11 protein-coding genes and 2 pseudogenes are annotated in these 13,870 nt (G+C 52.8%); 8 read left to right on the top strand and 5 right to left on the bottom strand.

The annotated features are described in order from the left end of the window. Window positions 1–64: 64 nt before the first annotated feature. The 5 genes from ACWWJF_RS26600 (at window position 65) to ACWWJF_RS26580 (ending at window position 5,001) form a co-directional block, all read left to right on the top strand. The gene (locus tag ACWWJF_RS26600; RefSeq protein WP_455869238.1) at window positions 65–1,084 is read left to right on the top strand and encodes an IS110 family RNA-guided transposase; all 1,020 of its coding nucleotides are present in this window, start codon (window positions 65–67) and stop codon (window positions 1,082–1,084) included. Window positions 1,085–1,362: 278 nt separating this feature from the next. Then, the gene (locus ACWWJF_RS26595) at window positions 1,363–2,667 is read left to right on the top strand and encodes an ABC transporter permease (protein WP_455871391.1); all 1,305 of its coding nucleotides are present in this window, start codon (window positions 1,363–1,365) and stop codon (window positions 2,665–2,667) included. A gap of 31 nt (window positions 2,668–2,698) precedes the next feature. After that, complete coding sequence (locus ACWWJF_RS26590) at window positions 2,699–3,811, top strand: FtsX-like permease family protein (RefSeq protein ID WP_264650817.1); 1,113 nt, start codon at window positions 2,699–2,701, stop codon at window positions 3,809–3,811. A gap of 4 nt (window positions 3,812–3,815) precedes the next feature. Further along, window positions 3,816–4,514, top strand: a complete 699-nt coding sequence (locus ACWWJF_RS26585; RefSeq protein WP_222160182.1) for an ABC transporter ATP-binding protein — start codon at window positions 3,816–3,818, stop codon at window positions 4,512–4,514. Further along, a complete protein-coding gene (locus tag ACWWJF_RS26580) occupies window positions 4,501–5,001 on the top strand; it encodes a TlpA family protein disulfide reductase (protein ID WP_455871390.1) in 501 nt (166 codons plus the stop codon). Before ACWWJF_RS26585 ends, ACWWJF_RS26580 begins: the two co-directional genes overlap by 14 nt. A 47-nt stretch (window positions 5,002–5,048) precedes the next feature. Here the strand turns inward: ACWWJF_RS26580 and ACWWJF_RS26575 are convergent, their stop codons facing one another. From ACWWJF_RS26575 to ACWWJF_RS26560, 4 genes are all read right to left on the bottom strand, one after another. Beyond that, window positions 5,049–5,987 (bottom strand): DMT family transporter, encoded by a 939-nt coding sequence (locus ACWWJF_RS26575; RefSeq protein WP_455871389.1) that lies wholly within the window; start codon window positions 5,985–5,987, stop codon window positions 5,049–5,051. 263 nt (window positions 5,988–6,250) lie between these two features. Beyond that, entirely contained in the window at window positions 6,251–7,255 is a 1,005-nt protein-coding gene (locus ACWWJF_RS26570; protein WP_455868344.1) for an IS110 family RNA-guided transposase, read from the bottom strand. Between the two features lie 229 nt (window positions 7,256–7,484). After that, complete coding sequence (locus ACWWJF_RS26565) at window positions 7,485–8,306, bottom strand: AraC family ligand binding domain-containing protein (protein ID WP_455871489.1); 822 nt, start codon at window positions 8,304–8,306, stop codon at window positions 7,485–7,487. A 288-nt stretch (window positions 8,307–8,594) separates the two neighbouring features. Continuing rightward, window positions 8,595–9,274, bottom strand: a protein-coding gene (locus tag ACWWJF_RS26560) for an IS1 family transposase (RefSeq protein WP_455871388.1) whose coding sequence is annotated in 2 segments (ribosomal slippage) — window positions 8,595–9,031 and window positions 9,031–9,274 — 681 coding nt in all. Because the reading frame shifts where the segments join, the coding sequence is not laid out codon by codon here. Window positions 9,275–9,610: 336 nt separating this feature from the next. Between ACWWJF_RS26560 and cbl the strand changes: the two are divergent. Then, window positions 9,611–9,730: pseudogene (gene cbl / locus ACWWJF_RS26555) on the top strand (HTH-type transcriptional regulator Cbl); the annotation flags it as partial. Window positions 9,731–9,744: 14 nt separating this feature from the next. On the opposite strand, the gene ACWWJF_RS26550 reads toward cbl, so the two are convergent. Beyond that, window positions 9,745–10,952, bottom strand: a protein-coding gene (locus ACWWJF_RS26550; protein WP_455871488.1) for an IS3 family transposase whose coding sequence is annotated in 2 segments (ribosomal slippage) — window positions 9,745–10,631 and window positions 10,631–10,952 — 1,209 coding nt in all. Because the reading frame shifts where the segments join, the coding sequence is not laid out codon by codon here. Window positions 10,953–11,043: 91 nt separating this feature from the next. Here ACWWJF_RS26550 and ACWWJF_RS26545 point away from each other — a divergent pair. Both ACWWJF_RS26545 and gltP read left to right on the top strand, forming a co-directional pair. Then, window positions 11,044–11,916, top strand: a pseudogene (locus ACWWJF_RS26545) (LysR substrate-binding domain-containing protein); the annotation flags it as partial. Window positions 11,917–12,518: 602 nt separating this feature from the next. Then, entirely contained in the window at window positions 12,519–13,838 is a 1,320-nt protein-coding gene (gene gltP, locus ACWWJF_RS26540; RefSeq protein ID WP_455871487.1) for a glutamate/aspartate:proton symporter GltP, read from the top strand. The last annotated feature ends 32 nt before the right edge of the window (window positions 13,839–13,870 follow it).

The raw sequence follows: 13,870 nt of genomic DNA, 5'->3' as shown, positions 1-13,870 counted from the left end.
TTTCCGGCATCATGGTGCCCAATACGGGATGCATAAAGCTCCCTCAGACTGGAGACTCCACAGCATGAAATATACACCGGTTGGCGTTGATATCGCAAAGCATCTGATTCAGGTTCACTTCGTCAATGAGCACACAGGTGAAGTGGTGGACAAGCAGCTGCGCAGCAAGGATTTTCTGACGTTCTTCAGTAACCGGGAGCCTTGCCTGATTGGCATGGAGGCCTGTGGAGGCTCTCAGCACTGGGCCCGGGAACTGGAAAAGCTGGGGCATAAAGTCCGGCTGATGCAGGGACGGTTCGTCAAGGCGTTCGTCATGGGCAACAAGAATGATGTCATGGATGCCCGCGCTATCTGGATGGCGGTACAGCAGCCAGGCAAGGCGATAGCCGTAAAAACGGAAGAACAGCAATCGGTACTGGTTCTGCACCGTTCACGCAGACAACTGGTGAAGTTCAGAACTGCACAGATTAACGCGCTGCACGGAACATTACTGGAGTTTGGCGAAACCATCCATAAAGGTCGGGCAGCGATGGACAGGGAGCTACCGGCTGCACTGGAGCGGCTGAAAACGAAGCTGCCGCCGTATCTCATCACCGTGCTGGAAGACCAGTACAACAGACTGAATGAGCTGGACATGCTGATAGATGGCCTTGAAAAACAGCTTAACAGCGTGGCCCGGCAGAACGAAACCTGTAAACGGCTGATGGAAATTCCCGGCGTGGGGCCGTTAATCGCCACAGCGGCAGTTGCCACCATGGGGGAAGCCTCAGCGTTTAAATCCGGCAGACAGTTCGCTGCTTATGTCGGTCTGGTGCCGAAGCAGACGGGTTCCGGGGGGAAAGTTCGGCTGCTGGGGATAAGCAAACGTGGTGACACCTATCTGCGAACGCTGTTTATCCATGGGGCAAGAGCCGCTTCGTTAGTTGCTAAAGAGCCTGGGCCATGGATAACGGAACTTAAAAAACGGCGTCCGACCGGTGTGGCTATCGTGGCGATGGCAAATAAGCTGGCGCGAACTGTGTGGGCGCTAGCCGCCCATGAGCGTAAGTACGATAAAAATCATGTCAGTATCAGGCCCTATTAATCGCTGATACCGATAACTATTTACTCTTAAAAAGGGTGAATGCAAAAAGGTTGCTCTGGTGGCCAGCGTGATGACAAAGACAGGTAAGACCGGGACTCGCTAAACCTGAATGATTTTTTGAGCTTAAAGCTCGCTAAGGAAATGAGGCGTGAGTCAGCGGATTACATAGGGGCTCGCAGCTTTATGGCTGCAAAAAAGCCGGATATAAAGCTGCAACCTACCCGTCAATGTCAAAATAATGGATGCCTTGCAAACGGGATGCGTTCATATAAATAATCATGTTATGGCGCATGCTACGTCAGTCATGGAGTCGCAATGTGCGGCGCAAATCGCTGGCGGTATTGACGGTGTTTCTGGCTGCCGGGTTGATCTCAGCGCTGCTGGCGGTATCGATCGATATTGGCGACAAAATGGCGCGCGAGCTGAAATCCTACGGTGCCAATATTCTGGTGGAACCCGCCGGTCAGGCGGCGCTGCCTGCGCTCTTTGGTGAAAACAGCAATCCGCTGGCCAGTGAAGAGTTTCTTGATGAATCAGAACTACCCAACATCAAAGATATCTTTTGGCGTAACAATATCGTCGGCTTTGCACCGTTGCTCAGCGGGGATGTGATCGTTGCCGGTAAGCACATTTCCGTGCTCGGCACCTTCTTTTCTCAGCCGATCACCATCCCGGATGAAGAGGATTACCACACCGGACAACAGAGCGTCAGCCCTTACTGGCAGGTGACCGGCAATTGGCCTACTGAACCGGTGAGCGAAAGCGCCTTGCAGAGCTGGCAGGGGATTGACGTGCTGGCGGGAAAACAATTGGCACAGCAAAACGGCTGGCAGGTGGGGCAAACGTTACGTTTGCAAGGGCCTGAACGCTCGCTGGATGTGCGTATCAGCGGCATTCTTGCCAGCGGTGGCGATGAAGAGAACCGCCTGGTGATGCCGCTGGCAGCGGTGCAGAACATGCTGGGACTGGAAGGAAAGATTCAGGCCGTGCGTGTGTCTGCACTGACGGTGCCGGAAAACGAGTTGTCACGCCGGGCACGGGAGAATCTCGAAGCGCTCAACGCGGAAGAGTATGACCTGTGGTATTGCACCGCTTACGTGTCGTCGATTGCCCACCAGTTGGAAGAAGCCATATCAGGATCGGTGGTTCGGCCTATCTGGCAGGTGGCGGCATCAGAAGGTGTGGTGATCGACAAGATTCAGTTGCTGCTGGGCGTGGTGACTTTTGCCGCACTGGTCGCTGCCGCCATGGGCATCGCGTCCTTGATGACCAGTACCATCATGGAACGCTCCAAGGAAATCGGTTTGATGAAAGCGCTCGGCGCACGGCAGTGGCAGATCATGCTGCTGTTCTATCTTGAAGCGGCGATGAGCGGCTTGCTCGGCGGCGCATTAGGGTGTATCGCAGGTTGGGGATTGGCGCGTGCGATTGGCTTGATGCTGTTCGGCGTACCGCTCAGTTTCGCTTGGGTGGTGATCCCGTGTGTACTGGTGATCGCCATGCTGATTGCCGTTATAGGCACCTGGTTCCCGGCGCGGCGTATTGCCCGACTCTACCCGGTGGAGGTGCTGTATCGCCGTTAAACACTCGGGTTCAGAGCGTAGGATCGGCAGTATGTTCTGGCGACTGGTGATTCGCGCATTGCGCTTGCGCATGCAGCGTGTCAGCGTGGTGTTTGCCGCACTGACGGTCGGTGCCGCCATCGTTACCGCCATGTCGGCAGTGTACTTTGATATCAACGCCAAAATGAGCCAGGAGCTGCGTACCTTTGGTGCCAACTTTTATATTGGTCCGGCACACGGCGGCTCCCTGGCACAAAGCGGCTTTCAGCCGATTCTCGATAACGCCCCACCGGGGTTAATCAATGCCGCCAGCCCGTATTTGTACGGTATGGCGCGCACCGAGTTGGAAAAAGTGGTGTTGATGGGCGTGTGGTTTGATGCGCTGCGCCAACTCTCTCCCTACTGGCAGGTAACTGGCGACTGGATTGGCGTCAAGTTTGACGATCGTAACGCGATGATCGGCGTCAAGCTGGCGGAACGACTGCATGTCAAAGTCGGCGATAATGTTACGCTGATCGATGGCAGCGAGCGTCAGCGCCTGCGTATCAAAGGGATTGTTGAAGCCGGTGACGCTACCGATAATATGCTGATTGTGAATCTGGAACTGGCGCAAAAATGGTTGCAAAAGGAAGGCACCATCAGTAACGCCCTGTTGAGTGTCAGCAACGATCTGGGGCAGGTGGATCGCTTTGCCGCCAGCCTGCAACAACAATATCCTGACCTCGAGATCCGGCCTATCCTGAAGGTGTCCGCCTCGGAAGGACAGGTACTGGACAAGATTAAAGGGCTGATGGGACTGGTTTCTGCCGTTATTCTGGTGCTTTCTTCTCTGTGTGTGAACACCACCTTGATGGCGATTGTCGGTGAGCGTGCCAAAGAGTTTGCGTTGCAGAAAGCGTTGGGCGCGAGCGGTAAAGATATCGTACGCCAGATGCTGGCCGAAACCGGTGTGATTGCGCTTGCGGCGGTGGTGTGTGGTTGCCTGCTCGGTTATCTGTTGGCACAGGTGCTGGGACTGACGGTGTTCAATGCCAGCATTTCGCTGCGTGCGCCGGTGCTGCCGTTGACGCTGCTGCTGTCCTTGCTGGTGGCCGCCGCTGCCGCTGTGTTTCCTACCAGGCGCGCGATCCACGTCGAGCCCGCAAAAGTGTTAAAAGGGGAGTGATTCAATGGGTGTTGCACATAACCCGCAAGAGGCGGTGATTGAAACCCGCCAACTGTACAAACGCTTCGGGCAGGTCACTGCGCTGGAAAACATCAATATCCGTATTCAGCGCGGTGAATTTGTCGCCATCATGGGCGCATCCGGCTCGGGGAAAACTACGCTGATGAATATCCTGACCTGCCTCGATACCGTGACGGAAGGGCAGGTGCTGCTGGATGGCGTCGATGCTGCGGCGCTGGATGAAGAAGGACGCCGACGCTTTCGCGCGGACAAAATCGGGCTGGTGTTTCAGCAGTTCCACCTGATCCCGTTTCTCACTGCGCTGGAAAACGTGATGCTGGCACAGCATTACCATAGCGTGGTGGATGAAACCGCGGCGCGCCAGGTGCTGGCGCAGGTCGGGCTGGAGCACCGAACCGATCACCTGCCGAGTCAGCTTTCCGGTGGGGAACAGCAGCGCGTCTGTATTGCTCGCGCGCTGGTGAATGAGCCGCCGGTGATTTTTGCCGATGAACCGACCGGTAATCTGGATGAAGAGAACGAACAGCGTGTGCTGGCGCTGTTGCAGGATCTGCATCATCAGGGACGTACCATTGTCATGGTGACGCACAACCCGGAACTGGGGCGTTTTGCCGATCGTATTATCCGCTTGCAGCACGGCAAGTACCTGAGCGAGGAGGTTCAACAACATGCAGTGGCGTAAACTGATAACGCTAGGGTGTCTGATGGGCGCGCTGGCACTGCTGTCGGGCTGCAAAGAAGAGCAGGTGCAGGTTGGCGCACGTGCACCTGCGCTGGCGGCCTACGATCTGGCCGGACAACAGGTGGAATTGGCGCACTGGCAGGGCAAACAGATTTATCTCAACTTTTGGTCTTCCGGCTGTGGTGGTTGTCTGGCAGAGATGGCCACGTTGGAGAAACTGAGCAAAACCTACGCGGATAACGTGGTGGTGGTCGCGGTGAATACCGATCCTGATGGGGTGGATATTGCTGCACTGTTGGCGCAGCAGCACATTAGCTACCCGGTCATTCGTGACCAACTGGGCATTACCAAGGAACGCTATCAGGTGGTGGGTACACCAACCTCGTTCGTGATTGACGCGTCGGGTAAAGTGACAGCCCAGCATGAAGGTGCACGCAATGAGCAACAGTTAACGGCGCTGTTCAAACAACTCGCCACCGGGGCTTGATCCCCTTTAGCTCGTGGCGCAGGGGGAACTCTGCGCCGCCTTCAGGTTTATTTTTCCTGCACTGCCGTATCCTCCTTCACCACGACAGGTTTTGGTTTGATACGCATGGCACCCACCACACCCACCAACAAACAGAAGATGCCGCACAGTGTCAGCAGCGGTAGCCACGCCTGACGCAGCATAAAGGTGTAGGTCAGCCCGGCCAGCGTTTCGAATACGATCAATGGTCCAACCAGCACCGTCGGCAGACGTTGACTGGCCTGATTCCAGCAGAAGGTGCCAAGCCAGGAGCAGAGCAACCCAATCGCCAGCATTAAGCCAATAAACACCAGTGGGCGCGGGCCAAACGGTAGGGAAAAGTCCGGTTTGGTCAGGGCAAGTTGTCCGCTGACAATCACATAGGTCAGCAAGGCCATGGGTAACGTCACCATCCCTTGTGCGGTGGCCCAAGTGGTGGATTTTTTATCCAGATTACGGCGCAGCCAGCGTGCATTACGCAGCGGATACCAGGTCCAGCAGATGACCGCGATAATCGCCATGCCGAGCCCACTCAGATAACGCTCCATATCGACCTGCTGATCCTGAGCGCTCAATTCTGCCAGATTCACGCATAACAGCCCAAGCAAAATCAGCAGCAGCGGTGGCGTTAATCGCCACCAGGAGAGCATGCCTTCCTGTCGCCCGTACAGCAGATTAGCGGTAACGGCAATCACCACCGGCAGCGTGCCGATAATCATGGTAGAGACGGGAGCGCCGGTACGCTGAATAGCGCTGGCAAGAAAAAAGTAATAGAGCAGATTACCCACCGCTGAAAGCTTCAGCGCTTCGATCCAGTCCGCACGGCTCAACCGACGCAGACGTTTCCTGTCAGCCCATGCCAATGGCAGCGCTATCAGCCCAAACGCCACATAACGGCCCGCAGACTGCAACGCGGCAGGGTATTCCGGCACCATCAACGGGCTCACAAAATCTATGGTCACCCCCATTTTTGCAACACTGATTTTTGACTAATGGTGGGCTTGCTTCAATCTATCCGGCGTCTCTGTGGGCGAGATGCCCGCGCCTCGATGAGTTCCGCGCCTGGTGAACCTGAAAAAGCCCTCGGCTTCAGTGAGCCATTTTTGTCGTCAGGTTTTTCAGCAGGCCGATATGCCGTTCATGTCATCAATAATCAGTCTTCGCAAAACCAGATAGGTAACTGCTGTTTAATTACTTAATAATCAGTCTGTTGATTTAGTTCTACATAACATCAGGCCTGATATTCATTGTGATTAGTTGTGATTGACCAGGCTATTCGCGCCAGTTTGTTTGCCAGAGCACAGGCGACAATATTTGAATGTTTGTTATCGAGTTGCCCCCGAACCCATTCAGCAAGCCTGCCCTGCTGATATTCAAGTCGCATCATGAACGAGCGGGCACATTGAACCAGAAGTTTGCGTAAATTTTTATCACCTCGTTTGCTTATCCCCAGCAGAGTCGGTTTGCCTCCTGTGCTGTATTGTCGCGGTACAAGCCCTGTGGAAGCCGCAAAATCCCTGCTACATGAAAATTGTTTTCCATCGCCGAACTGTGATGAAAGTAAGCTGGCAGTAATCGGGCCGACGCCTGGAATTGTCATAATTCGCTGTGCAGTATCATCAGCTTTGATTGACTGATTTAATTCTGATTCCAGCGCTGTTATTTGCTCGACAAGGTAAAGATAGTGGGCATGTAACTTCATCAGCAGACGGCTCATGTATGCGGGGATTTCGTGCTCAGCCAGCACCAGAGACAGTCGCTTTATTACCGCCTCGCCGATTGGCAGGCTTATCCCAAACTCCAGCAGAAAACCGTGGATCTGGTTAGTGGTTTTTACTTTATCTCTGATAAGAGATTCCCTGACCCGATGCAGTGCTCGCATCGCCTGCTGAACCTCCGTTTTCGGCTGAACAAAACGCATTGACGGCCGGGATGCGGCTTCACATATCGCCTCTGCATCAACAAAATCATTTTTATTGCCCTTGACAAACGGGCGCACAAATTGCGGAGAGATAAGTTTTGCTTCATGGCCGCTATCATTGATACGCCGCGCCATAAAGTGTGCACCGGCACAAGCTTCCATAACAACAACCGAGGGCGGGCACGTCGCCAAAAACTGCATTAGCTTTGTGCGCGTAAACTTCTTACGCAGAAGCGCTTTACCTGACTTATCCTGGCAATGAATATGAAAAGAATGTTTACCGAGATCGATACCAATAAGAGTAACGTTTTGCATGATGGCCTCTCCTGAAAGAAAAACACCCTGCCAGCGTACCGCTCACAGAGTGGGGGTGACCATCTCATTAAGCCCCCACATCAAACCCGCCGTCAGGGAGAAAACGATACCGCTTAACATATCACACCCGTTACCCATTTATGCTTGAAGGGCAAAGCCCTTGTGTTGTCGTATCACGGGAAGCCTAACCGGTAAGCCGGATAACATATTGTAGGATATTGCGCTTTTTTTAGCGGCGGCGGCCGTGCGGCATAACCTGTTTTTGATAGAGAACTGGCGTAGTGCCATAACGCTGGGCAAAGGTGCGCGTCAGATGGGCTTGAGCCGTCAGCCCAACCTCCGCCGCCACCTGTGCGGCGGGCATGCCGTGGCACAGCAACTGTTTGGCCAGCTGTAAACGAATCGCCATCAGCATTTGGTGTGGGGTGACGTGATAGTGCGCTTTAAAGCGCCGCTGAAAATGATAAGGGCTGAGGGATGCGACGGCGGCCAACTCGTTAAGCGTGATGGCTTGAGCAAAGTTATCGTTAAGGTAGTGTTTCACTTCGTCAAAGCGCGACAGACCTTGCGTTTGTAACGGCTGTGCTACGCGGGCAAAGGGACGAAAAAGATCGATGATGCTCAGCATCAAGCTGTCACAAGCCAGCGGGTCGTGAGCACGCCACAGTGCGGCCAACAGCGCAGAAAGTTGGCGGGCTGCCAGTGGGTCATGCCGTACCACATCGCTAAACCACCAGCCTTGCTCACCGGAGATCGCCTGCAACTGTGTGGGATCTATATAGATCATGCGATAATGCCATCCTTCCTCGCCGACAGCCTGCCCGGTATGCAGTTCATCTGGATTCATTAACACCAGCGTATCCTGCGCTGCCACGTGCTGAGTCCCCCGATAGCGAAACTGCTCGGCACCAAAGTCGATAGTGCCGATACCAAAGGCGTCATGGGTATGGGGTTCAAAAGCACAGCGGGCAATGTGCGCCTGATATAATTCAACGCCGGGTTGCTGCGGCACATGACGAAATTGCGCGCGATCCAATGGACCTTGGAACATCTCGCGAGCGACGCCTTCTTTTTTATCCAACAGCGAGAGAGGGGCGTTATTCATGAGCAGGTCCATGACGTATTTTTGGTAATGACTCCAATTAGTAGAACATGTGTTTTTCGATGAAGGCTCCTAGGCCTTGTTGAATAATAGGGAATCGTGCTGTTTTACTATGCCCATTTTGGTAGAAAATGCTTATCACCTCAGGCATTCCGTTTTCTCATGATGCTTAACTGCATGATTTTACGTTGCTGGAAACAATCGTATTACTGGGCTGGTAGCATAAAATCTGTTTATTCAACAAAGCCAGGCTCCGATGACTTTTTCGTGGATCTCGACGGAGCGCGAGAAGCAAATCGTTTTACGCGCCAGTCGTTTAATGCGGGTACGGAGCGTCAGGTTATTGCGCTCTATGCGTTGCGTGAAGATCTTGCCAGTCAGATGTTTCTGCTTCGGAACTTCTCTTGCATAGCTGCCCCAGTTGTCACTGGTAATCATGCCGATGTTGAACGGTGTCAACAGAGCCAGCAATTCACGGCAGGTCTCATCGGTTCGGGGGCCAAAAGTGTAGGCCAGAACACCGCCCGTTTTGGTATTGTAAGCGTACCAGAGCCAGTGCTGTAGCGCCTGACTGCCAACGAAGCTCCATTGCTCATCAAGTTCACAGATAAGGGCGACGTCGGCGTGAGCAACGGGAGAAGACGTTATCCTGCGGGGCGAGAGCTTTTTAAAGCCCGGATGACCGTATTGATGCCGATTTTCAACGTTCTGGCGGTATCGCGAACACCGGCACCGTTGAAGGCCATATCAACGATCTGCTCTTTGACTCCCGGCTTTCGCGCTTCATAGCGGTAGGTAAGCTGGAATACACGGCGACAGCACTGACACCGGAAGCGTTCGCGCTTAGTTGGACTAAGGCCATGTCGATAAACTTTATCTGAATGGCAGCGAGGGCAATGAACAAAAACAGTAACCACGTGGAAACCTCAAATAGCGGCAGAATATCACAAAAGCCAAATATTTGAAGGCATTACCGTATTTTTGAAGGAATAAGACCGGATTTATCTAAATCGTAACAAAAAGATTTATCGAACCGCGAAAGAAATTAAGTCCACATAAAAAGTGATTATTTTAATTCATTGATTATTAATATTTTTGTTTCTTTATGCATCAAAGAATGTTGCTCAGATGGCCACTGCTTATTTTCTTAGTAGAAAATAATATAACACCATCCGATTGCTTATTTGTCGCAGCATTTTTTCCCCCGTATCTATATGACGTTAGGGTAAAACGATGTAGAGATGGAGAACAACGTGAATTTTCAACAACTGAAGATTATTCGAGAATCGGCACGGCGTAACTATAATCTGACGGAAGTCGCCAATTCGCTGTTTACGTCTCAGTCGGGTGTGATCTTGACCCACCATCTCCGGACAGCTTTTGTATCTTAAGTTAACGATGCCCGCTGGCGCCGATATTCTCTTGGGGAGTTGTATCCCAGCGCACTGTGCGGATGGTTTTCATTGTAATGATTGAACGCCGCTGCAAGGTTCTTCAGCGCTGTTCGCACATCGGGTTTTGGCATGAAGGCGATGTAATCTTCCTTCATCGCCTTCACGAACCGTTCTGCCATGCCGTTACTTTGTGGACGGCTCACTGCTGTTGTGCAGGGCTCCAGATTCAGTTCTCTGGCGAACTTCCGCGTTTCATGCGCTGTGTACGCTGAACCATTATCCGTCAGCCATTGCACTGGTTTATCCGGCAGCGCGCTACCGAAGCGTTTTTCCACCGACCTCAGCATCACATCCTGCACGGTTGAACTGTCATAACCCCTGGTGCTCGCTGCCCAGTCTATGGCCTCCCGGTCGCAGCAGTCCAGTGCGAACGTCACCCGCAGCTTCTCGCCGTTGTCACAACCGAACTCGAAGCCATCTGAGCACCAGCGCATATCGCTCTCTGCTACCGCGATTTTGCCTTTATGCTCCCGCTTCGGACGTTCAGTTTTATCATGCAACAACAGCAGGTTATGCTCGCTCATTATCCTGTAAAGCCGTTTGGCGTTCACCGGTGGAAGTCCCTCTGCACGACGTTGCTTACCCAGGATACCCCACACTCGGCGGTAACCGTAACTGGGCATGTCACTGATGATACGGAGGATGTCCGATAATATCTCAGCATCAGCTTCGTCATTACGCCGGTTGCTGCGCCTGTCCAGCCAGTCGGCAGAACGGTTAACCCGCAGTGACAGCTGCGCACGCGACACGCTCATGGCGCGGCTGACCAGAGCTATTCCCCGTCCTTTGGCAACAAGGGCGCGTGCGCTATCCATTTTCGCGACTGGCGGTACTCCACTGCTTCTTTGAGGATCTCAACTTCCATCGTCTTCTTACCCAGAAGGCGCTGTAGCTCCCGGACCTGCTTGATGGCAGTCGCCAGCGCCGAAGCTGGAACCACTTCTTCTCCGGCCGCAACGGCGGTGAGGCTTCCTTCCTGGTATTGCTTCTTCCACTTAAACAAAAGGCTGGGCTGGATGCCATGCAGGCGGGCTACATGGGAGACGTTCATCCCCGGCTCCATTGTCTGCTGAATGATGGCGATTTTCTCTTGCGGAGTTTTACGCTTACGGACTTCTTGCCCTAACAGGATCCCGGTCATTTCAAAATTAGCATGATTGTTAGACATATATCTAAGCCTATCTCTTATCTGGAGATACAGCTACTGTCTGGTGTTACAGGGGGCTACATCAACGTCTCAGTCGGGTGTGAGTCGCCATATCCGAGAACTGGAAGAATAACTGGGCATCGAAATCTTTATTCGCCGCGGAAAACGACTGCTTGGCATGACCGAGCCAGGCAAAGAATTACTGGTGGTCGCGGAACGTATTTTGAATGATGCCAACAACATTTGTCGTCTGGCTAATGTGTTCACCAATAACGATGTGGGTCAACTGGTGATTGCCACCACGCACACCCAGGCGCGCTAAAGCCTGCCCAATGTGATTAAAGAGTTTCGTGCCATCTATCCGCAAGTGCGCCTGGTGCTTAACCAGGGTGCGCCGGACGATATAGTTGCCATGCTGCACTCCGGTGAAGCAGATATCGGCATTGCCAGTGAGCAACTGATGAATGACGCCACGCTGGCGGCATTTCCCTATAACCGCTGGCATCACGCTATCCTGGTGCCCCAGCAGCATCCCCTGATAGACGTGCCAACGGTGACGCTGGATATGCTCAGCAAACTGCCGCTGATCACTTATCGACAAGGGATTACCGGGCGTTCTCGCGTCGATCGCGCTTTTCTGGCGGCAGGCATGATGCCAGATATCGCCCTGAGTGCGCAGGATTCGGATGTGATTAAAACTTACGTTGAATTGGGTTTAGGGGTGGGGATTGTTGCCGATCACTCCTACGAGCCGGCGCGTGATAAAGGGCTGGTACGCTTGAATGCCGAGCATCTGTTTGAAGGGAACACGGTGTGGATTGGGCTGAATAAAAGCCAGCTACAGCGCAACTATGCCTGGAAATTCTTGCAACTGTGCAACAGCGAACTCTCGCTGGATGAGATCAAAGATAAAGTCTTTTCGGATAACGCAGAGTCGGTTATCGACTACCAGATTTAGCGCCTATTCCACTAGGCTATTTTACTTACCATTTTAACCCGGTAGTGCTCGAAATCCTCACGTACTCCGTGTGCGCTACGGTTTCTGCGCGCTGTACGTGATCAAACTGGCTGCGCCAATAACGCCTACAGGGATCGGTTTGCTTGATATCGATCAAGTGAATCGCTATTCGTGGCCGTTATGCATCCTGCTGCTGCATTTACCTCAGTCTGACATATCTTCTTTATCTTTTCTTTAGCGTGGTGAATAACTGCTTTTTTCACGTGCTTTTCAGTGTTTTATCATATTTTTTTGACATAACTGTGACTTTTGACGCTGTTTGCCTGCTTGATCTCACGGAAATGGGATAGTATTATCCCCGGTCATAACAATAACGTATGTCTGATGTTTTGCTTTCAGATACAGTCACTTGTCAATCCATTCAGCGCTATTACGGGCCGTATTCAAACGTGTGCGCCGTACCAAGGGTTATCAAGATGTACTGTCTCAGCATTCACATTGGTCGCATTTTATCTCAGCCACCCTTGTGCGCCGTTCAACCGGAAGAGAGGCGCTGTGGCCGTACGTTCGCGGCACCGGGTGTTCTTGCAATGGAATTCACTATGAAATCAATCAAAATCAGCCTAGCCTGGCAAATCCTTATTGCGTTGTTCCTTGGCATCCTTGTTGGTGCCGTATTGCATGAAAGCCCCAATGACCGCCAGTGGCTTATCAGTAACATTTTGAGTCCCGCCGGTGATATTTTTATCCGGCTAATCAAAATGATCGTGGTACCGATTGTGATTGCCACGCTGATCGTGGGCATCGCCGGGGTTGGGGATGCCAAGAAGTTGGGGCGTATTGGTCTTAAGACCATTGTCTATTTTGAGGTGATCACCACCTTTGCCATTATTCTTGGCATTACGCTGGCAAACCTGTTCCAACCCGGTCACGGCATTGATATGTCATCATTGACCACGGTGGACATTTCTCAGTACCAAAACACCACCGAACAGGTGCAGAGTGGGTCGCACAGTTTGGTGGTGACCGTGCTGTCGTTCATCCCACCCAACATTTTTGCGGCGATTGCCAAAGGCGATATGTTGCCGATTATCTTCTTCTCCGTCCTGTTCGGGCTGGGACTGTCGTCGCTGCCCAAAGCGCACCGCGATCCGTTGTTGAACGTGTTTCGCGGCATATCGGAAACCATGTTTAAAGTCACGCACATGATCATGCGTTACGCGCCGGTTGGGGTGTTTGCGTTGATTTCACTGACGGTTGCCAACTTCGGTTTTGCTTCGCTGTGGCCGCTCGCCAACCTGGTGATTCTAGTGTATGTCGCCATTCTGTTCTTCGCGCTGGTGGTATTAGGGGTGGTAGCACGCTTGTGCCGTCTGCGTGTCACTATGCTGATCCGTATTTTGAAAGATGAACTGATCTTGGCCTACTCCACCGCCAGTTCAGAAACCGTGTTGCCGCGCATCATTGAAAAGATGGAAGCCTACGGCGCGCCAAAATCGATCACCAGTTTTGTGGTGCCGACGGGCTACTCGTTTAACCTGGACGGCTCTACGCTGTACCAAAGTATCGCCGCTATTTTCATTGCCCAACTCTATGGCATTGATCTCTCTCTGTGGCAGGAGATTGTACTGGTGTTAACCCTGATGCTGACCTCCAAAGGGATTGCCGGTGTGCCGGGTGTCTCGTTTGTGGTGCTGTTGGCAACCTTGGGCAGCGTGGGAATTCCGCTGGAGGGGTTGGCCTTTATTGCTGGCGTGGATCGCATCATGGACATGGCGCGCACGGCGCTGAACGTAGTGGGCAACGCGCTTGCCGTACTGGTCGTTGCGAAGTGGGAAGGGCAGTTTGATGAAGAGAAAGCCCGCGCCTACGAGCGCGAAATCAAGGGCACTGATTCACGGCTGGTACAGAGCAAGGTCTGATTAACGCGTTGGAAAGACAATAAAAAAACCGC

Source organism: Symbiopectobacterium sp. Eva_TO, from assembly GCF_053848865.1.
This window is presented reverse-complemented; position numbering and strand designations above follow the sequence as displayed.